Origin of the sequence: Nonomuraea muscovyensis, assembly GCF_014207745.1 — a bacterium.
GTDB classification, from domain to species: domain Bacteria; phylum Actinomycetota; class Actinomycetes; order Streptosporangiales; family Streptosporangiaceae; genus Nonomuraea; species Nonomuraea muscovyensis.
Map to the genome: position 1 here is coordinate 157,897 of NZ_JACHJB010000004.1, position 21,633 is coordinate 179,529.

The 21,633-nt window shown below is 71.3% G+C and carries 18 protein-coding genes; 8 read left to right on the plus strand and 10 right to left on the minus strand.

Features of this window, described 5'->3' with window-relative positions; all coding sequences use genetic code 11:
- Positions 1-213: 213 nt before the first annotated feature.
- The 3 genes from FHU36_RS38615 (at position 214) to FHU36_RS38625 (ending at position 4,590) form a co-directional block, all read left to right on the plus strand.
- Positions 214-2,574: a hypothetical protein gene (locus tag FHU36_RS38615; RefSeq protein ID WP_185089085.1), complete on the plus strand. Its 2,361-nt coding sequence runs from the start codon at positions 214-216 to the stop codon at positions 2,572-2,574.
- Positions 2,575-2,653: 79 nt separating this feature from the next.
- The gene (rffA, locus tag FHU36_RS38620) at positions 2,654-3,808 is read left to right on the plus strand and encodes a dTDP-4-amino-4,6-dideoxygalactose transaminase (protein WP_312892135.1); all 1,155 of its coding nucleotides are present in this window, start codon (positions 2,654-2,656) and stop codon (positions 3,806-3,808) included.
- Positions 3,808-4,590: a GNAT family N-acetyltransferase gene (locus FHU36_RS38625; protein WP_185089086.1), complete on the plus strand. Its 783-nt coding sequence runs from the start codon at positions 3,808-3,810 to the stop codon at positions 4,588-4,590. The genes rffA and FHU36_RS38625 overlap by 1 nt, the downstream gene beginning before the upstream one ends.
- Here the strand turns inward: FHU36_RS38625 and FHU36_RS38630 are convergent.
- Entirely contained in the window at positions 4,544-5,584 is a 1,041-nt protein-coding gene (locus FHU36_RS38630) for a glycosyltransferase family 2 protein (RefSeq protein ID WP_312892136.1), read from the minus strand. The genes FHU36_RS38625 and FHU36_RS38630 overlap by 47 nt on opposite strands.
- A gap of 40 nt (positions 5,585-5,624) precedes the next feature.
- Between FHU36_RS38630 and FHU36_RS38635 the strand changes: the two genes are divergently transcribed.
- From FHU36_RS38635 to rfbB, 3 genes are all read left to right on the plus strand, one after another.
- Entirely contained in the window at positions 5,625-6,089 is a 465-nt protein-coding gene (locus tag FHU36_RS38635; protein WP_185089087.1) for a GtrA family protein, read from the plus strand.
- Between the two features lie 132 nt (positions 6,090-6,221).
- Entirely contained in the window at positions 6,222-7,289 is a 1,068-nt protein-coding gene (locus FHU36_RS38640) for a glucose-1-phosphate thymidylyltransferase (protein ID WP_185089088.1), read from the plus strand.
- Positions 7,286-8,263 carry a dTDP-glucose 4,6-dehydratase gene (gene rfbB / locus FHU36_RS38645; RefSeq protein ID WP_185089089.1) on the plus strand — a complete coding sequence of 326 codons (978 nt, stop codon included), beginning with the start codon at positions 7,286-7,288 and terminating at the stop codon, positions 8,261-8,263. Before FHU36_RS38640 ends, rfbB begins: the two co-directional genes overlap by 4 nt.
- A 66-nt stretch (positions 8,264-8,329) precedes the next feature.
- Here rfbB and FHU36_RS38650 read toward each other — a convergent pair whose 3' ends face one another.
- Both FHU36_RS38650 and FHU36_RS38655 read right to left on the minus strand, forming a co-directional pair.
- The gene (locus tag FHU36_RS38650) at positions 8,330-9,328 is read right to left on the minus strand and encodes an ice-binding family protein (protein WP_185089090.1); all 999 of its coding nucleotides are present in this window, start codon (positions 9,326-9,328) and stop codon (positions 8,330-8,332) included.
- Between the two features lie 213 nt (positions 9,329-9,541).
- On the minus strand, positions 9,542-11,491 hold the full coding sequence (locus FHU36_RS38655) for a DUF4082 domain-containing protein (protein WP_185089091.1): 1,950 nt from the start codon (positions 11,489-11,491) through the stop codon (positions 9,542-9,544).
- Between the two features lie 507 nt (positions 11,492-11,998).
- On the opposite strand from FHU36_RS38655, the gene FHU36_RS38660 reads away from it, so the two are divergent.
- Entirely contained in the window at positions 11,999-13,258 is a 1,260-nt protein-coding gene (locus tag FHU36_RS38660) for a nucleotide sugar dehydrogenase (protein WP_185089092.1), read from the plus strand.
- Positions 13,259-13,336: 78 nt separating this feature from the next.
- Here FHU36_RS38660 and lat read toward each other — a convergent pair whose 3' ends face one another.
- The 4 genes from lat to FHU36_RS38680 all read right to left on the minus strand — a co-directional run bounded on the left by lat (position 13,337) and on the right by FHU36_RS38680 (position 17,680).
- Positions 13,337-14,608: an L-lysine 6-transaminase gene (lat, locus tag FHU36_RS38665; RefSeq protein ID WP_185089093.1), complete on the minus strand. Its 1,272-nt coding sequence runs from the start codon at positions 14,606-14,608 to the stop codon at positions 13,337-13,339.
- Between the two features lie 74 nt (positions 14,609-14,682).
- Positions 14,683-15,216 carry an HdeD family acid-resistance protein gene (locus FHU36_RS38670; RefSeq protein ID WP_185089094.1) on the minus strand — a complete coding sequence of 178 codons (534 nt, stop codon included), beginning with the start codon at positions 15,214-15,216 and terminating at the stop codon, positions 14,683-14,685.
- Positions 15,217-15,333: 117 nt separating this feature from the next.
- Positions 15,334-15,981 (minus strand): PAQR family membrane homeostasis protein TrhA, encoded by a 648-nt coding sequence (gene trhA / locus FHU36_RS38675; RefSeq protein ID WP_185089095.1) that lies wholly within the window; start codon positions 15,979-15,981, stop codon positions 15,334-15,336.
- A gap of 166 nt (positions 15,982-16,147) precedes the next feature.
- Positions 16,148-17,680 carry a penicillin-binding transpeptidase domain-containing protein gene (locus FHU36_RS38680; protein WP_185089096.1) on the minus strand — a complete coding sequence of 511 codons (1,533 nt, stop codon included), beginning with the start codon at positions 17,678-17,680 and terminating at the stop codon, positions 16,148-16,150.
- Positions 17,681-17,729: 49 nt separating this feature from the next.
- Between FHU36_RS38680 and FHU36_RS38685 the strand changes: the two genes are divergently transcribed.
- Entirely contained in the window at positions 17,730-18,551 is an 822-nt protein-coding gene (locus FHU36_RS38685) for a spermidine synthase (protein WP_185089685.1), read from the plus strand.
- Between the two features lie 44 nt (positions 18,552-18,595).
- Here the strand turns inward: FHU36_RS38685 and FHU36_RS38690 are convergent, their stop codons facing one another.
- The 3 genes from FHU36_RS38690 to FHU36_RS38700 form a co-directional block, all read right to left on the minus strand.
- Positions 18,596-19,039, minus strand: coding sequence for a hypothetical protein (locus FHU36_RS38690; protein WP_185089097.1), 444 nt, complete (start codon positions 19,037-19,039; stop codon positions 18,596-18,598).
- 105 nt (positions 19,040-19,144) lie between these two features.
- A complete protein-coding gene (locus FHU36_RS38695; RefSeq protein ID WP_185089098.1) occupies positions 19,145-20,806 on the minus strand; it encodes an amylo-alpha-1,6-glucosidase in 1,662 nt (553 codons plus the stop codon).
- Entirely contained in the window at positions 20,803-21,624 is an 822-nt protein-coding gene (locus FHU36_RS38700) for a carbohydrate ABC transporter permease (protein WP_185089099.1), read from the minus strand. Before FHU36_RS38700 ends, FHU36_RS38695 begins: the two co-directional genes overlap by 4 nt.
- Positions 21,625-21,633 lie beyond the last annotated feature (9 nt).

The following is a 21,633-nucleotide window of genomic DNA, read 5'->3' on the forward strand; positions in this document are numbered from 1 at the left end:
CATGTGGCGGGGCATGGATAAAGGCATACAACGATGCGTGACTTGCCAGCGGTTTCTGCCGCGACAGGGCGATTTCCCGGCAAGCTTCACAGGGAGCCCGTTTCCTACCGAAAGCCGCCCGCGTTTCCCGGCTCTCCCAAGGAAAAGCCAAGAAACGCCCGTACGCAGAGGTCCCGCCCGGAGTGAGCGGCCGGCATCACCAAGCTTGCGGCCATGGACAAGGCCATGGAGCAGATCTCGCCGCCCGCCGTCGGGCCCTCGCCGGGCCCCCGCCGCGCGGTCCCGCCGGCCGGGGCCTCACCAGGAGGCGTCCGCCCGCGCCGGCCCTGGCTGCGGCCCCTCGCGAGGTGGCTGCCCGCCGGATCGGTGGCCGCGTTCACCTTCGCGGTGCTGAACCGGTACGGCGTGTCCGGCACCGACATCGCGCTGTTCGCCGGCTACGTCGCGCTCGGGCTCGCGCTGCCGGGTGTGCTGACGGTCCGGGCGCTGTCCGGCCGCCCCCGCACCCTGGCCGAGGAGGTCGCGCTCGGCCTGCCGCTCGGCTACGCCATGGAGATCCTCGCCTACACGGGCGCCAGGGCGGCCGGGCTGCCGCTCCTCGTCCTGGCCTGGCCGCTGGCCACCTACGCCGCCTTCCTCGCCGTTCCGTCGCTGCGCCGGCACTGGCGGCGCCGCGCACGCCCGGAGAGTCCCTGGTGGTGGCCGTCGTTCCTGGCCGTGGTCACCGCCTCCCTGGTCGCCTGGAGCGCCGTCAAGTTCTTCGCGACCCACGCCCTCACCTGGCCCGCACTGGGCACGTCCGCACCGGACATGCCGTTCCACCTGGCCCTCGTCGGCGAGCTGACGCACCACGTGCCGCCCATGGTGCCGATGGTGGCGGGTGAGCCGCTCGCCTACCACTGGTTCGTCTACGCCCACCTCGCGGCGGCCGGCCGGCTGACCGGGATCGAGCCCCTCGTCCTGCTGTTCCGCCTCGGGATGCTGCCCATGCTGGCCGCGATCGTGGTCCTGGCGGGCATGACCGGGCGCCGTCTCACGCGCTCGTGGTGCGGCGCCGCCGTCACCGTGGTCGGCACGGTCTTCGTGGGGGCGCCGAGTCTCTACCTGGGCGCCAACGGGCTGTTCACCTGGGGAGGGATTCCGGACACCGCGTGGATCAGTCCCACCCAGACGCTGGGGGCGCTGCTGTTCGCCGCCGTCGTGCTGGTCCTGATCGACCTGCTGGAGCACCGGCCGCGCGACGTGCGCGGCTGGTGCCTGGCCGCGGTGCTGCTCGTGGCGCTGACCGGCGCCAAGGCGACCTACCTGCCCCTGCTCGCGGCCGGGCTGGCGGTCGTCGCGGCCGTGCGCGTCGTCCGGGGGCGGCGACCGTCCCGGCCGGTCCTCATCGGCATGGGGCTGACCGCGGCCTGCATCCTCTTCGCCCAGTTCGTGCTGTTCGGCGGGGCCCGGCAGGGGCTCGTCGTGGACCCCTTCTCCTTCATGCGGGTCACGTGGAGCGAGCTCACCGGGACCGCGGAGCCGCCCGGCGGGGGCGTGCCAGGCATCGCGCCGGTGTACCTCGTCTGCTGGGCCCTCACCTGGCTCGGCGTGCTGGGCCTGGCGGTGCGGCCGAGGCAGCTCCTGCGCCCGGCCGTCACCCTGATGCTCGGCGTCGGAGTCGCCGGCCTGTCCGCCGCGCTCCTGTTCGGCCATCCCGGCCGCAGCCAGCTCTTCTTCCTGTGGGGCGGCTATCCGTACCTGGCGGCGGTCACCGCCTGGGGGCTGCTCGTCCTGGTCCGGCGGGCCGGGCTCTCTCCGCGGGCGACGGCGTGCGCGGCCGGCGCCGGTCTGGCCGCCGCCTACCTCGTGCCCCTGCTGTGCGGCGTCACGATCCCGCTCGCCCCGGGCCAGGACACCGGCGTGCTGTACCGGCCGTACCTCGTGCTGGGCCTGACCGCCGTGGCGGCGGTGGTCCTGCTGGCCCGGTGGCGCGGGCTCCGCGGCGCCGCCGCCCTCGTCGTGGTCGCGCTCGCCGCCGTCGGCCTGCCCGCCTACGGGCACGCCCGGGTCCTGTCGGCGCTCGACGGCTTCGTCACGACCGCACCCGCCACGGCACGGCCGGCGGCGCGCGGGCCCGTGACCGAGCAGGCGATCCCGGCGGGCGCCCTGACAGCCGGACGGTGGCTGCGCGCCCACTCCGCGCCCGGCGACCTGGTCGCCACGAACGCGCACTGCCGCTGGGGCCGCGAGGACCCGTGCGACAGCCGCTTTCCGTGGGTCGCCGCGCTCTCGGAACGGCGCGTGCTCGTCGAGGGGTGGGCCTACACGGCCGCCAATCTCAGCCGGTGGCGGCCGGGGCTGCCGCCCGAGAGCCTGCCCTTCTGGGACCAGGAACTGCTCAGGCTGAACGACGCCGCCTTCCGGGCGCCCTCGGCGGAGGTCATGCGCCTGCTGTGGGAGCGCCACGGGGTGCGCTGGCTGTTCGCCGAGGAACGCTCCGGGACCTCGCTCGGGAGGATCGGCGACTTCGCCACCCTGCTCTTCCGCTCCGGCGGCTACGCCGTCTACCGGCTGCCCGGCTCCTCCACGTGAGGTAAGGCTTGCGCAATGCGTCATCCAGCGGTGCCGGAGCGTGCGTGCCGGTGAGGACCGCTCGTTGTTCACTGCGTTCGTGCATGCGACTGGTGTGACGGCGGTCCCGTTCAACCGGACCCACATCTCGGACAACGAACTCGACTACCTGGAGGAGGCCGTTCGGGGCCGCTCCACCTGCGGCGACGGCCCCTTCACCCGGCGGGCCACCACCCTCCTGCGGGAGATCACCGGGGCGCGGCAGGCGCTGCTGACCACCTCCTGCACCCACGCGCTGGAGATGTCGGCGATCCTGCTGGACCTGCGGCCCGGCGACGAGGTGATCATGCCGTCCTTCACGTTCATGTCGACGGCCAACGCCTTCGCGCTGCGCGGCGCCGTGCCGGTGTTCGTCGACTGCCGCCCGGACACGCTGAACCTCGACGAGCGCCTGGTCGAGGCGGCGATCACCGACCGCACCCGGGCCATCGTCGTGGTCCACTACGCGGGGGTCGCCTGCGCGATGGACGCGATCGGCGAGCTCGCCCACCGGTACGGCGTGGCCGTGGTCGAGGACAACGCCCACGGACTGGGCGGCCGCTACGGTGACCGTCCGCTCGGGTCCTTCGGCTGCCTGGCGACCCAGAGCTTCCACGAGACGAAGAACATCCAGTGCGGGGAGGCGGGCGCGCTGCTCGTGAACGACCCCGCCCTGGTCGAGCGGGCCGAGGTCGTCCGGGAGAAGGGCACCGACCGGAGCCGGTTCTTCCGGGGCCAGGTGGACAAATATCGGTGGATCGACATCGGGTCGAGCTACCTGCCCTCCGACGTGCTCGCGGCCCAGCTCACCGCCCAGCTCGAATCGTTCGGCCGGATCCAGGAGCGCCGCCACGCGGTGTGGGCGGCCTACCACGACCGGCTGGCGGACTGGGCCACCGCGGGCGGCATCGCCCAGCCGGCCGTGCCGGACGGCTGCGCGCACCCGGCGCACCTGTACTACCTGCTGCTGCCCGACCTGGACAACCGCCAGGCCTTCATCGGCCACCTCGCGCGGCGAGGAGTGCAGGCGGCCTTCCACTACCAGCCGCTCCACTCCTCCCCCGCCGGGATCCGGTACGGGCGGACCGCGCCCGGCGGATGCCCGGTGACGGAGCAGGTCGCAGACCGTCTCGTGCGGCTGCCGCTCTTCGCCGACCTGGACGAGGCCGGCCTGACCCAGGTGATCGACGCGGTCCGATCCTACGAGGTGAACTGATGGCCTGGCACGACGTGATGGAGGCGCCGGCGCTGCGCGCCCAGCCCTCCCCTCTCGAATCGGCGCGGTTCGGCCGCTCGGTGGAGCGGCTGACCGTGTCCGCCGGCGCCGGGGCGTCGTTCGACGCGGTCCGCGAGGCGGTGCTCGGGTCGGCGGCGGAGGTCGTCGTGCTGCGGTACCCGGCCGAACGGATCGACTGGTTCGCCGGGCTGACCGGGCTGGGCCGGACGGCCCTCTTCGCGGACTCGCTGGTCTACTGGCGGCTGCCCGCCGGGCGGGGCCGGGCGCCCGATCCCTCCCCCGGCCTGGTGCCCGCGCCGACGGCCGACACCGCCGCGGTGGAGCGGCTGGTGGCCGACATCTTCGCCGCGTACGGCAGCCACTACCTGGCCAACCCCCTGTTCGACGCCGACGCGGCCCTCGCCGGCTACCAGGAGTGGGCACTGCGGTCGGCGGCCGAGGGCAGGTGCCTGACGCTCCGGGACGGTGGTCCGGGCGGCTCCCGCCTCCTCGCCCTGGCCACGCTGGAGGAGGCCGCCACCCGCACGGAGATCCTGCTCGCGGGCGTGGTGTCCGACTGCCAGGGCCGCGGCCTGTACGCCCACCTGCTGAAGGCGGTCGAGGACCGGACGCTGGCCCGCGGCGCCACGGAGGTGGTCATCTCCACCCAGGGGCACAACACCCGCGTGCAGCGGGCTTGGGCGCGCTACGGCTTCGAGCCGGTGCAGACGCTCCTCACGGCTCACCTGGTCCGGAGCTCGCTCCTGCCTGAACGGGAATGACCGGGCCGTCCGGGCAGGGGTCCGTCCCGAGGGACGGACCCACCCGGTCGCGGACGACGTACGTCGGCCGGCCCATGCCGCTGCCGTGGATGCGGCCGACGTACTCGCCGAGCACGCCGATGGCGATGAGCTGCGCCGAGGAGAAGAGCGCCACCATCGAGGCGATCGTGGTGAACCCGGCCACCGTGGTGTCGCCTGTGGCGAAGCGCCACAGGACCCCGGCGCCCAGCAGCAGGCCGACGACGCCGGCCAGGAATCCGAGGTAGCTGGCCGCCCGCAGCGGGGCCGTGCTGTAGCCGACGAGCATGTTGACGGCGTGCCGGATCAGCTTGCGCGCCGTGTAGTTGGACCGTCCGTGTTCGCGCTGGTTCATGTGCACGCGGACGGAGCCCACCCGCGCCGTGGCCCACGACAGCGCCACGTCGATCGACGCGTGGGGCCCGGACAGCCCCTCGAATCCGTCGCGCAGCCGGGTGCGGAAGGCGCGGAAGGCGCTGATGTCCTGGGCGGCCCGGACGCCGAGGGCCCCCGCCATGCCGGCCTTCACCGAACGGGAGGCCAGGCTCCGGAGGAAGCCGTGCTCCTCCTCGTCCGACACCCCGTACACCAGGTCGAGCCGGTCCCCTTCGAGCGCCGCCAACAGGCGGGGTATCTGCTCGGGTGGATGCTGCAGGTCGTCGTCCAGCGTGACGACGACGTCGTGGGCCGCCTCCCGGATGCCGGCGACCAGCGCGTTGTGCTGCCCGTAGTTGCGGGAGAGGTGGAGGGCTCGCACGGCCTCGATCCCCCGGGCCAGCCGGGCGGCCGTCTCCCACGTGTCGTCCGGGCTGCCGTCGACCACCAGCAGGATCTCGTGGCGGACGTTCGCCTGACGCAACGTCGAGACGATCCTGCTCACCAGCGTGGGCAGGGTGCGCGCGGACCGGTAACAGGGAATTACCACCGACACCGACATCGATCCCCCGATCATCCAGTGTTCACCGGTTACACTCATGCAGCCCCCACCACGCGATCAGATGCGGAGTGCGGGCCACATGGTCGATCTGAAAAGCCGGACCAAGCGCGGCGAAGAAACGTCATTCGGATGGCGGGCCCTGATCGCGGCTCTTGGTGCACACCGCATCACATATCTGCTGGCCGGCGCCATGACGGCAGTGGTCTATTACGTTCTCCTTGGCCTAGCATTGCTTGCCGCGGAGCATTCGGCTCCCTATCTTGTGCTGGTCGTGGCCAGCCACTTCGTCACCGTGGTCCTCGTCTATCCGGTGTACCGCATCGTGGTGTTCCGCGTCTCGGGCGAGTCGTGGCTGAGCGGATATCTGCGCTTCTACGCGGTCGGGCTGAGCTTCCTCGGGGCCTCGCTCGTCGGGCTGCCGATCCTGGTGGAGATCGCAGGGATGCCCCTGATGCTCGCACAGGGTGTGATCATTCTCGCGAGCCCGTCGCTGAGCTACCTGATACACCGCACCTGGACGTTCCGCGACCGCCGGAACGTCTAGTCTCGGCAACGTCCCGGGAGTGCTTGGACAAGCCCGCCCGGCCACCGGCCGGGCCCTGCGCACCCTGCATAAACTCCTGCGAGCAGGCGGCCCGCTGTGGCCACGTCCGCTTCGCGGAAGGAGCAGGACCTCATGAAGGCACTCGTACTGGCGGGTGGCAAGGGGACGAGGCTACGCCCGCTCACCCACACCTCGGCCAAGCAGCTCGTCCCCGTGGCGAACAAGCCGGTGCTCTACTACGGCCTCGAAGCGCTGCGCGACGCCGGCATCACCAGCGTGGGGATCATCACCGGCGACACCGGCCAGGAGGTGCGCGAGGCCGTGGGTGACGGTTCGCGGTTCGGCCTGGAGGTCGAGTACATCCCCCAGGAGGCTCCGCTGGGCCTGGCCCACTGCGTCCTCATCGCCAGGGAGTTCCTCGGCGACGAGCCGTTCGTCATGTACCTGGGCGACAACTTCCTGGTCGGCGGGATCCGCGATCTGGTGGAGTCGTACCAGGCGGCCGGTCACGACGCGCAGATCCTGCTCACCCGGGTGGCCGAGCCGCAGTTCTACGGCGTCGCCGAGCTGGGACCGTCCGGTGAGATCGTCGGCCTGGAGGAGAAGCCGGAGCACCCGCGCAGCGACCTGGCGATCGTCGGGGTCTACATCTTCTCCCCCGCGATCCACGAGGCCGTCCGGGCGATCAGCCCGTCGGCGCGGGGCGAGCTGGAGATCACGGACGCCATCGGCTGGCTCATCGAGCGGGGTCATCATGTCCACTCCCACCTCGTCAGCGGCTACTGGAAGGACACCGGCCGGCTGCAGGACATGCTGGAGTGCAACCGCATCGTCCTCGAGCAGGTGGAACCGGAGGTTCACGGCACCGTCGACGGCCTGAGCGAGATCACCGGCCGGGTCGTCGTCGAGCGCGGCGCGGTGGTGGAGAACTCCGTGCTGCGCGGACCCATCGTGGTCGGCGCCAACGCCAAGATCGTGTCCTCCTACATCGGCCCGTTCACCTCGATCGGGCCCGACTGCGTGGTGGCGGACGCCGAGATCGAGTACTCCATCGTGCTCGACGGGTCGTCCGTGGTCGGCGTCTCGCGTATCGGGCACTCGCTCATCGGGCGCAACGTGGAGGTGAGCGGCACCACCGGCGCGCCGAACACCCACCAGCTCATGGTCGGCGACCACAGCAAGATCAAGGTGCAGGCATGAAGATCCTCGTCACCGGCGGCGCCGGGTTCATCGGTTCCCACTACGTGCGATCCCTGCTGCTCGGGGCGTACCCGGGCTACGAGGACGCGAGCGTCACCGTGCTGGACAAGCTGACCTACGCCGGCAACCTCGCGAACCTGGCGCCCGTGGCGGGGCATCCCCGCTACACGTTCCGCCGGGGCGACATCACCGACGCCGCGCTGCTGTCGGAGCTTGTCCCGCGGTTCGACGTGGTGGTGAACTTCGCGGCCGAGACGCACGTCGACCGGTCGATCACGGGCGCCGGCGACTTCGTGACGACCAACGTGCTGGGCGCCCAGCGGCTGCTCCAGGCGGCGCTCGACGCGGGCACCGGCACGGTGGTCCACGTCTCCACCGACGAGGTGTACGGGTCGATCGCGGAGGGGTCCTGGACCGAGGAGGAGCCGCTGCTCCCCAACTCGCCGTACTCCGCGGCCAAGGCGGGGGCCGACCTGCTCTGCCGGGCCTACCACCGCACGTACGGCCTGGACGTGCGCGTGACGCGCTGCTCCAACAACTACGGCCCCCACCAGTACCCGGAGAAGCTGATCCCGCTCTTCGTCACCAACCTCATCGACCGGCGGCCGGTCCCGCTCTACGGCGACGGGCGCAACGTGCGCGACTGGCTGCACGTCGACGACCACTGCCGCGGCGTCCAGCTCGTCCTGGACAAGGGCTCGCCGGGAGAGGTCTACAACATCGGCGGCGGCACCGAGCTGACCAACCGGGAGCTGACCGGCATGCTGCTGGAGGCGTTCGGCCTGGGCTGGGACATGGTCCGGCAGGTGCCCGACCGGCTCGGGCACGACCTGCGCTACTCCGTCGACTGCGGCAAGCTGCGAGGTCTCGGCTACGAGCCGCGTACCGGCTTCGAGCGGGGCCTGGCCGAGGTGATCCGCTGGTACGCCGACAACGAGCCCTGGTGGCGCCCGCTCAAGGAGCGCTCCGCCTGACGCGGCGGCCGGGGGCGCGGGGGTCGGGGCGCGGGGGTCGGGGCGCGGGGGGAGAGTGCCCGTTCCTCAGGCGGTGAGCACGATCTGGAACACCGTCTCCGACTTGCTGCCGGCGTGGTGCACCGGGTCCTCGTTCTGGAACGTGTCGCCGCCGAGGTAGACGGCGACGATCCGGTGCTGGCCCCGGGCCAGGTTGGACACCACGAACGTGGCATGCCCACTGGCGTCGAGGAAGGTCGCGCCGAGGACGACCGAGCGCCGCTTGAGCAGCACCTCGCCCTGGGGCACGAGCGTGCCGGTCACCGGCTGGACCGTGGCCGTGAAGGTGACGGGCTGACCCACCACCGACGGGTTCGGCTGCGAGGTCAGCGTGGTGATGGTCGGCGGTTCGTCGGGCAGGCCGATCCGGGTGAACACCGAGGTGTTCTCCGTGCCGGTGATGGTGACGCTGTGGACGAAGGCGAAGACCCGGCCGATCACGTTCGCGCCGAAGTCGACGGCCGCCCAGTCGTCGACCAGGAGGGTGCCGCGGAAGGTGGAGTACACGCCGAGGCGGGCGGAGTGGCCGATCTGCCAGAAGACGTTCTCGGTCTTCGCGCCCCGGATCAGGCTGATGTTGCTGACCCTGGCGGTGTTGAGCGTCTCGGCCCGGAAGATGAAGACCGCGTCGGGGTCGCCCTGGGCGTCCAGGGTGAGCGATCCGTCGATGGCGAAGGCCCCGGTCTGGGAGTCGTAGACGCCCGGTCCGCGTGTCGTGCCGCCGAGCTGCTGAGGCAGGCTGCCGGTCGGGACGCGCGAGACGATGTCGTTGTAGGCGTTGACTGCGGCGATCCGGGCGTTGGCGGCGGTCGCGTCGCCGACGTGCCGGTCGCCGTCGACCACGCCGGGCGGGAAGCCGGTGACCAGGCTCCCCGGGCTCACGCCCAGGTCACCGGTGACCCGGGTGTTGTGCGTGTTGTCGACGGACGCTCCGGCGAAGACCGCGAACGGTCGCGCGGCGCCGAGGTCCACCGGCTCCTGCGCGTTCGCGGCGGGTGACAGCGCGACGAGTGTGCTCGCCGCCATGGCCGTCACCACGACCAATGGCCTCCAGGAATGCCGGGCCCTCGCCAGGACGCCGGAAAAGCGGAATTGCAGCATGAGCGTATCCTTGCTAATTCGGACTACTCTGTGCATTTGACAGTACCGGCCGCCGAAGGCATCGGACGGAAATGACATGCGGACACGGCGGACCCGCCGGAGGGAAACGTTATCCGCCCGGCGGGCCCACGTGTCGGATTATGGGCGGAACATGACATCGACCCAGTAGTTCGTCGCCTGGTAGCTGCTCGTCGGGAAGGTGCTCGACGCGCCGTAGCTGTAGACGCCGTTGCCGCCGCTGGCGGAATGCGCCGGGGCGGTGAGCGGGCTGTTGACGTACGCCGAGGTGAAATACGGCCGCGTCGTCGAGTAGGACCCTGATGTCGTGTGATAGGCCGCTATATACGTGGTGTTGGCGGTGATGGTAACGGGTGTCGGGAAATTCACTTCCTGCCAGCCGGTCGCCGTCTCGTGGACGAACGGCGTGCTGGCGAGCAACTCGCCGGTGGCGCTCCACAGGCTCGCCACGTGGGTCCCGGTGTTCAGCGGTCCCTTGAAGAAGCGGATGCCGTACACCTCGCCGCCCGTCGACGCCTCGAACTTCGCCCCGACCGTGATCGGCTGGTTGTCGGGGTTGGAGAGCTCGGCCGGCGTGGCCGCCTTGTTCCACAGGCTGTCCGACGGTTGGAAGACGACGTCGACCCAGTAGTTGGTGGCCTGGTAGGTCTCCGCCGGGAAGGCGTTGGTGGCGCCGTAGGTGTAGACGCCGTTGCCGCCCGCGGCGCCACTCGACGGCGCGGTGAGCGGTCCGTTCGTGACAGGCCCCCCGAAACCCGGCCGGTTGATCGAGTAGCGCCCCGTGTTCGTGTGGTAAGAGGCCACGTAGGTGGTGTTCGCGCTGATCTCGACGGGTGTCGAGAAGATCACCTCCTGCCAGCCGGAGGCGGTCTCGTCGGCGAAGGTGGCGGTGGCCAGCAGGTCGCCGCCGGAGCTCCACAGGCTTCCGACGTGGGTGCCGGTGTTCTGCGGGCTCTTGTAGAACCGGACGCCGGAGATGGTGCCCTTCGCCGCCGACCGGAACTTCACGCCGAGCGTGACCGGCTGGCCGTCGGGCTGGGCCACGACGGCGGGCGTGGCCTGCCGGTTCCACAGGCTGTCCTCGACGAAGTGGGAGACCTCGGGCGAGGTGCTCGGCGCGAAGTGGATCAACGCCTCGTTGTCGAAGGTGTCGCCCCCGAGGTAGACGGCGGTGAGGTCGCGCTGCCCGCCGGGCAGCGTCGTGGTGGTGAACACCGCGGGCCCGTCGCTGCTGTGGAAGGCCGAGCCGAGGACGGTCGAGCCGTCCTTGAAGACGACCTCGCCGAACGGGACGACGTTGCCGCTCACCGGCTCCACCGTGGCGGTCAGGGTGACCGGATCGCCCTTCCACGAGGGGTCGGGAGACGAGGTGAGGGTGGTGGTGGTCGGCGGGTCGTCGGGCAACGAGATGCGCGTGTGCGGAGTGCCGTCGGTGCCGGTGATGTTGATCGAGCTGGCGAGGGAGAACAGGCGCCCGTCCACGTCGGCCCCCCACGCCACCGCGATGGAGCCCTGGGCCAGCACGGTGCCGCGGAACGTCGCCCACATGCCCACACTGGCGTTGCCGCTGGTCTGCCAGAAGATGTTGTCGGGCTGCGCGCCACGCGCCAGGGTGACGTTGCCCACCTGGGCCACGGTCAGGGTGGAGCCGCGGAAGACGAAGACGGCGTCGGGGTCGCCCTGGGCGTCGAGGGTGAGCGTGCCGTTCAGGGAGAAGGAGCCGCTGGTCGACTGGTAGACGCCGGGCCCCCGGGTGGTGCCGCCCAGTTGAGGGGGGATCGTGGCGGTGGTGGCCCGCCCGTCGAGCTCGGTGTCGACGGCCTCGGCGTCGGTGATGGCCGCGGCCGAGGTGGCGTTGCCCAGGTGCCTGGTGCCGTTGACCACGCCGGGTGGGAAGCCCGTCAGCGTGCTGCCGGGACTGATGCCGAGATTGCCGGTGACGGTCGTCAGGTTGGTGTTGGTGACGGACGTGGCGGCCAGGACCGCGAAGGGCTCGGCGTCGCCCAGGTCGACGGGCTGCGCGGCGAGCGCGCCACCCGGCGCCGCGACGACGAGCGCGCCCGCCGCCATGACCGTCGCGAGAAGCGCCCGCCCCCACGAACGGGTGGATTTAACCCCTTTAGTGGTGTTTTGCCGATGAGGTGCGCCGGATGCCCGGTCGGGCGCATCGCGATGTGATGAGAACATGCGCCACAACTCCTTACTCCATCTCGAGGTTGACCGGGCGATCGGGTGGGCTCGAAGTCTTCACGTGCGCTCGTCCGGTTTTTGCCATTTGTCACACTATTTGCGAAAAGGTGCATCGTACGAGAAAGACGCTAGGGCACGCAGGGGGGCCGCAGGCGAAACGACGATCACCGAAACAGATATATGATCAAGAAAAGCCACAGCTCATGCGCTATTGGCCCGCACTTTACTCAGGAATACTCCCGATCAATAGTTACTCGGAAGCGTCAAAAACGTCCCGAACCGCAAGTATGCGGCGACACGCCGAGACCAGCGCCGAATCGGCCTTCCGCGATGGAACGGCTCCTACAGTCAGGTGATATCTCATCTCGAAGTGACGGGGGTCCAGATATGGGAGAGAAACTGGTGGTCGTCGGCCAGGGCTATGTCGGCCTGCCGCTGGCGATGCGCGCGGTCGAGGCCGGCTTCGACGTCGTGGGGATCGACGTCGACGAGTGGCGCGTCAAGCGGCTGAACGCCGGCGAGTCGTTCGTCGAGGACATCGGCGACGAGCAGGTGTCCGCGGCCCTGCGCTGCGGGCGCTACCTCGCGAGCACCGACTACGCCGACGCCGCCGGCTTCGACGTGTGCGTCATCACCGTGCCGACCCCGCTGTGCGAGGGCGCCCCCGACCTCCGCCACATCGCCTCGGCCGGCCAGTGCCTCGCGCCGCTGCTGCGGCCCGGCGCCACGGTGATCCTGGAGTCCACCACCTATCCCGGCACCACCGAGGAGTACCTCCTGCCGATCCTGGAGGAGGGGTCCGGGTTGCGCGCGCCGGAGGACTTCCTGCTGGGCTACAGCCCCGAGCGGATCGACCCGGGCAACCCCGTGTGGCGGCTGGAGAACACGCCGAAGGTGGTCTCGGGCATCGACGAGGTCTCGCTACGACGGATCCGCGACTTCTACGAGCGGGTCGTCGACCAGGTCGTGCCGGTCTCCTCGCTGCAGGTGGCGGAGCTGTGCAAGCTGCTGGAGAACACCTTCAGGCACGTCAACATCGCCCTGGTCAACGAGCTGTCGATGTTCGCCGGGCAACTCGGGATCGACGTGTGGGAGGCCATCGACGCGGCCTCGACCAAGCCGTTCGGGTTCATGCGGTTCACGCCGGGGCCCGGGGTCGGCGGGCACTGCCTGCCGATCGACCCCTCCTACCTGTCGTGGAAGGTCAAGCGGAGCCTGGGGCACAACTTCCGGTTCGTGGAGCTGGCCAACGACATCAACGACCACATGCCCGACCACGTCGTCCACCGGCTGGTCCTCGCGCTCAACCGGCGCGGCAAGCCGGTCAACGGCAGCCGGGTGGTCACCCTGGGCCTGGCGTACAAGAAGAACGCCGGCGACTGCCGCGAGTCGCCCGCCATCGAGGTGGTGAAGTCGCTGCACAAGCTCGGCGCGCGGGTGCGGGCGGCCGACCCGCACGTGCAGGACTACCCGCTGCCGGCGGGTGTCGAGATCATCGAGGTGACGCGCCGGGAGCTGGCCGAGGCGGACGCGGTGGTGGTGCTCACCGACCACGACCGCTTCGACTTCCGGCTCGTCGAGGAGGCCAGCCCGTACGTCTTCGACACGCGCAACCGCTGCCGGGGGCCGAACGTCGAGCTGATCTGACCGTGCGCACGCGGCGGGCTCTTCGGGGGCGTCCCCGAAGAGCCCGCCGCGTGTCGAGCCGTGTGCTCGGTGGTGTGCTCAGCCGAGCGCGGTCGCGATGGCGGCGAGGCCGTGGTCCACATCGTCGTCGGGGATGTTGAGCGCCGGGCGCAGCCGGACCGAGCGGGGGCCGCAGGCCAGCGCGAGCACGCCCTGCTCCTCCCGCAGCCGGGCGACGAAGGCGTCGCGGGCGGCCCGGTCGGGCAGGTCGAAGGCGCACATCAGGCCGCGCCCGCGCACGCTCGACACGACGTCCGGCCGTTCGGCCTGCAGCTTGGTCAGCCGCTCGACCAGGTGCTCGCCCAGCACGGCGGCGCGCCGGATCAGGCCGTCGCGCTCGACGATCTCCAGGAGGGCGCGCGAGCGGACCATGTCCACCAGCCCCCCGCCCCAGGTGGAGTTGATCCGGCCGCTGACCTGGAAGACGTTGTCGGGCACCAGGTCCACCCGGCGGCCCGCCATGATGCCGCCGACCTGCACCTTCTTGGCGAACGCCACGATGTCGGGCGCCAGGCCCAGCTGCTGGTAGGCCCACGGGGTGCCGGTCGTGCCGCCGCCCGTCTGCACCTCGTCCAGCACGAACAGCGCGTCGTGCTCGTGGCAGAGGCGCTGCATGGCCTGCAGGAACTCCGGGCGCATGTGGTTGTCGCCGCCCTCGCCCTGGATGGGCTCGGCGATGAAGCAGGCGATGTCGTGCGGGTGCCGCTCGAACGCCTCCCGTGCCTGCGCCAGCGCGCGGGCCTCGGCGGCGGCCACGTCGCCGAGGTGCACGGCGGGCACGTCGACGCGCGGCCAGTCGAACTTGGGGAAGCGGTCGGTCTTGCCGGGCTCGGTGTTGGTCAGGCTGAGCGTGTAGCCGCTGCGGCCGTGGAAGGCCCGGGTCAGGTGCATGACGCGGGTGCCGAGGTCGGGGGATCTGCCGGCCGCCTCGTTGCGGCGGCTCTTCCAGTCGAACGCCGTCTTCAGGGCGTTCTCCACGGCCAGGGCGCCGCCCTCCACGAAGAACAGGTGGGGCAGGTCGGGGTCGCCGAGCACGCGGGTGAAGGTCTCGACGAAGTCGGCGAGGTGCTCGGTGTACATGTCGGGGTTGGCGGGCTTGTTGCGCGCGATCCGGCCGAGCAGCTCGGCGGTCTGCGGGGAGAAGGGCGGGTTCACGCCGAGGGGCGCGGAGGCGAAGAACGTGTAGAAGTCGAGGTAGCGGCGGCCGTCACGGGCGTCGACGAGCCAGGAACCCTGGCTGCGCTCCAGGTCGAGCACGAGCCGGTAGCCGTCGACGAGCAGATGCCGGGCAAGGCGGGCGTGTACGTCCATGTGTCCTCCACGTTGAGCAGACACGGCATACGTTCCCCACTTTAACCGGGTTTCATCCGGAAAATTTCCGGAATCTAGTGCTGCGGCGCAAGCTTCTTCACCTTGAACGACAGGACGACCATCGCCACGCCGTACAGGACGGCGAAGACGCCGACCAGCCAGACGAGCGTGAGCAGCCCTGCGCCCGGCCAGATCAGCAGCAGGATGCCGAAGATGACCGACAGCGCGCCGGCCACGATGAGCACCCACTCGTTCTCGATGACCTTGCGCATCTGGATGCCGGCCACGATCTCCGAGACGCCGGAGAAGATGGCCCAGAACGCCACCACGTAGAGCAGGGCCAGCGACGTGATGCCCGGCCAGACGAACGCGATGATGCCCGCCAGGATGCTGACGATGCCGGAGATGATCAGCCAGGCCCGTGACTTGGCGTCGTGCCGGAAGCCGGAGAACAGCGTGAAGAAGCCGTTCACCAGGGCGTACGCGCCGAAGAAGATCACCAGGACGAGGAGCGTGATCGCCGGCCAGATGAGCGCGAGGATGCCGAAGATGATCGCGGCGATTCCGCGGATCAGGACCATCCACCAGACTCGTGCGAGTTGTTCCATGTTGGTCTCTTTTCCAGATAGATCCCGGAAGCAGACCACCCACGGGTCAAAAGTCCGTGACGCCCCATGGCGGTCCCGCCACGGGCGTCACGGATCTTCAGGCGGCTTCAGGCGGCTTCAGGCGGTGGAGTAGACCACGATCGAGACCGCCACGTACTGCACGAGGTAGGCGGCGAGGGTGAACGCGTGGAACACCTCGTGGAAGCCGAACCAGCGGGGCGAGGGATCGGGGCGGCGCAGGCCGTAGACCACGGCGCCGGCGCTGTAGAAGACGCCGCCGACGGCGACCAGCACGACGGCCGCCACGCCCGCGCCCTCCAGGAGCTGCGGCATGACGAAGACGGCCGTCCAGCCGAGGGCGAGGTAGAGGACCGTGTAGAGCCAGCGCGGCGCGTGCATCCAGCACACCCGGAACACGACGCCGGCCAGGGCGCCGCCCCAGGTGACGGCCAGCACGGCGACACGTGCGGCGCCGTCCAGCGCCAGCAGCGCGAACGGGGTGTAGGTGCCCGCGATGATCAGGTAGATGTTGGCGTGGTCCAGGCGGCGCAGCGCCTCGGCCAGCCGGGGGCCGAGGCTGCCGCGGTGGTAGGTGGCCGAGATGCCGAAGAGCAGCGCCGAGGTGACGGCGTAGATCGCCGAGGCGATGCGGGCCTGGAGGGTGGGGCCGAGCGCCACGAGCACGAACCCGGCGATGAGCGTCACGGGCAGCGCTCCGGTGTGCAACCAGCCACGCAGGAGGGGCTTCGCGGTGATGGTCGTCATAAAACCTACGGTACCGTAGGTTGCGAGATTCACTACCCGTGGCGGACTACTGAACGCGGACCACCAGAGGGTGCGAACCTCGAAACCCTGTGGTGGGCCACTGGAAGCCCCCCAGAGGTTGCGAACCTCCTGCCCGTGGCGGACCGCCGGACGCGGCCCCCAGAGGTCAGAGGCCGTTGACGAAGCGGGCGGTGATCGGCAGGGCGGCCGAGCGCCCCGAGCCGCCGTGCCGCACGAAGACGCAGAAGGCCAGGTCATCGCGGTATCCGATGAACCATCCGTGGTCCGGCCCGCCCTCGACCTCGGCCGTGCCGGTCTTGCCGGAGACGCCTTCCGGCAGGCCCGCCCGGCTCGCGGTCCCGTGGTCCACGACCGCCGTCATCATGTCGCGCAGCGCGGCGACGACCCCGGCGTCGAGCGTCACCGGCGGCGGCGCCGAGCCCTCGACGCGGCGCACCACCTCGGCCGGCAGCAGCCGCGGCGGGCGCCAGGTGCCGTCCCGGACGGCCGCGGCGACGGCGGCCATGCACAGCGGGCTGGCCACGACCGTGCCCTGGCCGATGGCGTTCGCGCCGAACCAGTCGAGGTCCACGGGGTCCTCCAGCGCTCCGCACCGGCCGCCCACGCCGGTCGGCAACGTCCGGTGGAAGCCCCACTCCTCGGCCGTCTCGCGCAGGTCCTCCTCCTCCAGCCGGGTGACGGCCTCCTGCACGAACGTGGTGTTGCAGGAGTGGGCGAAGGCATCGGCGAAGGACAGGGTGCCGTGGTCGAGCCGGCCCGCGTTGGCGAAGGAGCGGTGGAACGGGATCGTGTACGCGGCCGGGCAGCTCACCTCGGCCGCCGGGTCGAGCCCGGCCGTCAGCAGCGCCGCCGCCGTGATGGTCTTGAACGTGGAGCCCGGCGGGAACAGGTCGTGGAAGGCGCTGCGCGAGTCGCGTAATCGGTCGGCCACCGCCAGCACCTCGCCGGTGCTGGGCCGTAACGCGACGATGGCGGCGTCCTCCACGCCGTCCAGCGCCCGCGCGGCGGCCGCCTGCACCGGCCGCGACAGGGTGGTGCGCTGGGTGCCGGGCTCGGGCGCCCTGGTCATCAGCCGCTGCTCGGCCCGTCCCGGCACCGCGGCGACCAGCGCCAGGCCCTCCTCGGCCGGGTCGAACTCCGGCCGGAGCCGGTCGAGGTAGGCCTCGGCGTAGCTGTTGCGCGGGATCGGGTCGCCCTCGCTGGTGACCAGCTCGACGGGCGGCCCGTCGAACGCGGCCAGGTCCAGGGTGCCGCCGTCCTTCAGCAGCGGGTGCAGCGTCTCCGGCGTCCACACCACCTTCCACTCCCGCTCCCGCACGGCGAGGCGCAGCGTCGCGGTGAACGGCCACGGCCCGAAGTCGCGCAGCCTCCGGGTGCCGGTGAACGTCACCTCCGCCGTCTCCTCCCCCGTGCTCCGGACCGGACCTGGCCGCAGCTCGATGGCCTCCACGTGCAGTTCTTCGCTGAACGTCAGATGGCGGCTGACGAAGTCGGCCGGCGGCCGGTCCACCAGGCCGGCCATCTCCCGCACGTCCGCCTCCCGCCAGGCGCGGAAGTAGGCGGCCGACACCTGCTCGGCGCTGCCCCGTACGCGGTGGGCGGCCAGCACCGCGAAGCCGAACGCTGCGATGATCGCTGTCACCGCGATGACCAACGCGATCAGCCTTCGTCGTCGCATACGGTTCTCCCTGGGAGGGAACAGCGTGGCACGAGCACAGCGGGAGCCGATGCCCGGCCTGTACCCGGTGACGTTCGGCGAGATCGAGCTTCTCCGGGATCTGGACCGGCAGGACGGCTGGGTGCTGTCCAAAGATGGCGTACCCCAGTCGTACGTCGATCTACAAGACCCCACCTACCTGGACTTCGAGTACGTCCGGTTGATGGCGGACGTGATCGACCTCATCCCGGACGGGCCGTTGAGCTGCGTCCACGTCGGCGGCGGGGCGTGCACGATCCCCCGCTACGTGTCGACGACGCGGCCGGGGTCGCGGCACATCGTCATCGAGCCCGACGGACTGCTGGTCAACCTGATCCGCGAGCAGCTCGACCTGCGTTCGGTGCCGCGGCTGAAGGTCATGGTGCTCGACGGCCGCGAGGGCGTCGCCCGGGTGTGGGACTCCTCGGCCGACCTGGTCGTGCTCGACGCGTTCGCCGGGGCCACCATGCCGGTCGAGCTGGCCACGGCCGAGTACATGGGCGACCTGGCGCGGGTGCTGCGCCCGGCGGGGACGCTGCTGGTCAACCTGGCCGACGGCAAGGGGCTCGCGTTCGCCCGTCGGCTGGTGGCCACGGTCCGTGAGACGTTCGGCGACGTGGCGCTGCTGGCCGAGCCGGGCGTGCTGCGGGGACGCCGGTTCGGCAACCTCATCGTGGCGGCCACCCGCTCGGGGCTGCCGGTGGACCTCCTCACGCGGCGGGCCGCCGGTGGGCTCACCCAGGCGCGCTGCCTGCACGGCGACGAGCTGACGAGGTTCGTCGCGGGCGCCTCGCCGATCAGGGACGGCGAGCCGGTCTCGGCCCCCGTGCCGCCGCCCGCGGTCTTCGGCTGACCCTCACCGGCCCGGCCTCCCGGTGCCGGGTGGCCGGCGCGCCGTCAGAAGTCGCCCATGCTGTAGCGGGCCACCGAGCCCAGGAGGTAGGTCTCCAGCCGCTCGCCGGCGATCCCGTTCTCGGCGGCGACCGCCGTGATCAGCATCCCCATCCAGTCCACGTGCCTGGCGCCCATCTCGGGGAACGTCTCCGGCAGGGGCACGCCCCTGATCCCGCACAGGGTGTAGACGGCCATCACGGAGGTGTCGACTCCGCGCAGGTCGCGGTGCCGGCTCTGCAGCGAGGTGAAGTAGCCGGCCACCTCCTCCACGCTCTCCCGGCCGCTGAACGGGGCTTCCATGACGTTGAGGAAGAAGGCGTTCAGCACCCCAAGGTAGACGGGCAGGGTCGCCTCCTCCAGCTCGGCGCGGGTGGGCTGCCTGCCCTCGACGAACAGCGCCCGCAGCGCCCGGTGCGCCGCCTGGGCGGTCGGGTCGATGGACCCCATGCCCCCTCCGATCCCCTGGAAGTCCCGTGGTCGGTGACATCCTGACAGACGGCGTCATCCGTTCGACGGGAATCGGGGAGGACGTCCCGACGGTGCCGGCCGGTGCTAGCCGCCGGTCCGCGCCTCGCCTTCGCCTTCGAGGAAGGCGTCATGGGCGAGGTCCAGGAAGAGGGCGGCAGACCAGCCGAAGCCGCTCGTCGCCCGGCCCGCGCGGCGGCCGGTCAGCGGGTTCCAGTACTCGTACAGGCCGCCGCCGTCGCGGACCATGGCGAGCGTGCGCTCGCGCAGCTCGCGCGCGGTCTCCCGGTGGCCGGACCGGCGCAGGCCCTCGATCAGCAGGTAGTTGACGTTCAGCCAGACCGGACCCCGCCACATGGCGTCGGGGTCGAACCTCGGGTCGTCGAACGCGACGGTGGGCACCGGGCGCTCCGCCCAGAAGCTCGGCGAGCGCAGGTCCGCGACCAGCCGGTCGGCGATCCCCGCCGGCAGCCGCCCGGTCAGCAGCGGCAGCAGCTCCAGCGGGGTGCGCACGTCCGCCTCCCGGCCGCCGACCAGGGTGACGAACCGGGTGCCGGTCCACCGGCGCGTCACCATGAGGTCCACCAGGGCGCCCGCTCTGGCCCGCCAGCCGGCGGGGTCCCGGCCGAGCGCGGCGGCGATGTCGCCCAGCCGGTCGTACTGCAGGGCGAGGTAGGCGTTGAGGTCGGGCGGCTCGGCGCGGGGCCCGGCGTCCCAGATCGGGCTGTCGTCCAGCCCCGAGGAGTACGGGTGCAGGTACTCGGCCAGGCCGTCGCCGTCGGGGTCGGACCGGGCGAACCACCACTCCTGCGATCGGACCAGCGGCTCGTACACCTCGGCCAGGAAGTCCGGGTCGGGGTCCACCTCGTGGATCTTCCAGACGGCCCAGGCGGTGAGCGGCGGCTTGGTGACCGGGACGGCCTCGCGGACCGGCTCCCCGCCCACGTGCTGGGCCAGCCGGGCCAGGTCGGAGCGGGGCAGGTCGGTGGTCTCGGCGAGGACCCCGTGGTCGTGCACCACGTCGGGGATCAGGCCGTCGGGACGCTGGTGGTCGAGGAGGATGCGGATCTGCTCCCTGGCCAGGGCCGGGTCGGCGTGCCGGAGGGCGATCGCGTGGAAGTAGGAGTCCCAGTTCCACAGGCCGACGTAGCCGTACTTGGACGGGATCAGCGCCTGCCTGCCCTGGATGGTGACCAGGTTGACGGCCAGCGTCCACCACGCTTGCTCGGCACGTTCCCGCAGCTCGGCGGGCACGGCGGGCATCCGGGCGAACCAGTCGCGCCAGCGCGCCCCGGCCGCCGCCAGCAGCGCCGGACCATCGGCCGGCGGTGCCGGCGGCGGTCCCACCAGGACGAGGCTGCCGTCGATGTCGGCCTGGCCGCCGTCCCACACGGCCCGCGCGGCCGTGCCGACGAGGACGATCGTGTCCGGACCGGCGAAGACCAGGGACACCCCGCCCGCCGACCCTGCGGCCTCCGGGGAGGCCCCCCCGATCACCGGCCCGTCCCCCGGCCCGGCGGCCTCGCCGCTCGTAGGACCGGCCGCGAAGTCGATCCGGTCCGGCAGGGCGTGCCGGACCGGGAGCTCCCGGTCGCCGGCGAGGACGCGCAGGCCCGTCAGGACGGTCGTGTCGCGCAGCGGGGTCTCGTAGCGGGCGGCCGCGATCCGGAGGGAGCCGTCGTCCGCCGCCATCACCAGCAGCCGGGAGCCCCGGTCGGTGAACGGTCGTTCGCGCAGGTCCAGCATCATCGCCCACCCAGTCCGGAGGCCGCCATCGAGTTGATGATCCGCCGCTGGCCGATCAGGAAGGCGATCAGCGTGGGCACCACCGCGATCGCGGAGGCGGCCAGGATGAGCCCGTAGTCGACCGCCGAGCGCTGCCCGGAGAACTGGCTGAGCAGCAGCGGCACGGTGTGCAGCTCCGGCGAGTTGAGGAAGATCAGCGGAAAGAGGAAGGAGTTCCAGGAGGCCAGGAAGGCGATGATGCCGAGCGCGCCCAGGCCGGGACGGATGTTCGGCAGCACGATGCTCCAGAAGCACCGCCAGCGGCCGGCGCCGTCCATCCTGGCCGCCTCCTCCAGCTCGACCGGCACCGCCCTGATGAACTGGCGCAACAGGAACACCGCGAACGGGTTGGCCACCGCCGGCAGGATCAGCGACAGGTGCGAGTCGATCCAGCCGAACTCGGCCAGCATCAGGTAGAGCGGCACGATCGTGACCTGCGCCGGCACCATCTGCGTGGCCAGGAACACCACGAACAGCACCCCCGAGCCCCTGAACCTGATCCGGGCGAAGGCGTAGGCGGCCATGGCCGAGGTGAGCAGGGTGAGCGCGACGTTCAGGGCGGCGATGTAGAAGCTGTTCCAGTACGCGGTACCGAACGGCACCGCCGCGAGGGCGTCGGGATAGTTCTCCCAGCGCCACGGGTCGGGCAGCCAGTCGAGCGGATTGTTCAGCATCTGCCGCACGCCCTTGAAGGACGTCAGCAGCATCCAGGCGAACGGGAACAGCATCGCCAGCCCGCCGAGGGTGAGCGCGGCGTGCAGGGCCACCTGCCGGGGTCGCATCGGGGCTCC

What these genes read in the sequence shown, in the direction of transcription:
- FHU36_RS38615 (WP_185089085.1), top strand. Translation starts at nt 214, where the DNA reads ATGGACAAGGCCATGGAGCAGATCTCGCCGCCCGCCGTCGGGCCCTCG.
- FHU36_RS38625 (WP_185089086.1), top strand. Translation starts at nt 3,808, where the DNA reads ATGGCCTGGCACGACGTGATGGAGGCGCCGGCGCTGCGCGCCCAGCCC.
- FHU36_RS38630 (WP_312892136.1), bottom strand. Translation starts at nt 5,584, where the DNA reads ATGAGTGTAACCGGTGAACACTGGATGATCGGGGGATCGATGTCGGTG.
- FHU36_RS38635 (WP_185089087.1), top strand. Translation starts at nt 5,625, where the DNA reads ATGGTCGATCTGAAAAGCCGGACCAAGCGCGGCGAAGAAACGTCATTC.
- FHU36_RS38640 (WP_185089088.1), top strand. Translation starts at nt 6,222, where the DNA reads ATGAAGGCACTCGTACTGGCGGGTGGCAAGGGGACGAGGCTACGCCCG.
- rfbB (WP_185089089.1), top strand. Translation starts at nt 7,286, where the DNA reads ATGAAGATCCTCGTCACCGGCGGCGCCGGGTTCATCGGTTCCCACTAC.
- FHU36_RS38650 (WP_185089090.1), bottom strand. Translation starts at nt 9,328, where the DNA reads ATGGCGGCGAGCACACTCGTCGCGCTGTCACCCGCCGCGAACGCGCAG.
- FHU36_RS38655 (WP_185089091.1), bottom strand. Translation starts at nt 11,491, where the DNA reads ATGGCGGCGGGCGCGCTCGTCGTCGCGGCGCCGGGTGGCGCGCTCGCC.
- FHU36_RS38660 (WP_185089092.1), top strand. Translation starts at nt 11,999, where the DNA reads ATGGGAGAGAAACTGGTGGTCGTCGGCCAGGGCTATGTCGGCCTGCCG.
- lat (WP_185089093.1), bottom strand. Translation starts at nt 14,608, where the DNA reads ATGGACGTACACGCCCGCCTTGCCCGGCATCTGCTCGTCGACGGCTAC.
- FHU36_RS38670 (WP_185089094.1), bottom strand. Translation starts at nt 15,216, where the DNA reads ATGGAACAACTCGCACGAGTCTGGTGGATGGTCCTGATCCGCGGAATC.
- trhA (WP_185089095.1), bottom strand. Translation starts at nt 15,981, where the DNA reads ATGACGACCATCACCGCGAAGCCCCTCCTGCGTGGCTGGTTGCACACC.
- FHU36_RS38680 (WP_185089096.1), bottom strand. Translation starts at nt 17,680, where the DNA reads ATGCGACGACGAAGGCTGATCGCGTTGGTCATCGCGGTGACAGCGATC.
- FHU36_RS38685 (WP_185089685.1), top strand. Translation starts at nt 17,730, where the DNA reads ATGCCCGGCCTGTACCCGGTGACGTTCGGCGAGATCGAGCTTCTCCGG.
- FHU36_RS38690 (WP_185089097.1), bottom strand. Translation starts at nt 19,039, where the DNA reads ATGGGGTCCATCGACCCGACCGCCCAGGCGGCGCACCGGGCGCTGCGG.
- FHU36_RS38695 (WP_185089098.1), bottom strand. Translation starts at nt 20,806, where the DNA reads ATGATGCTGGACCTGCGCGAACGACCGTTCACCGACCGGGGCTCCCGG.
- FHU36_RS38700 (WP_185089099.1), bottom strand. Translation starts at nt 21,624, where the DNA reads ATGCGACCCCGGCAGGTGGCCCTGCACGCCGCGCTCACCCTCGGCGGG.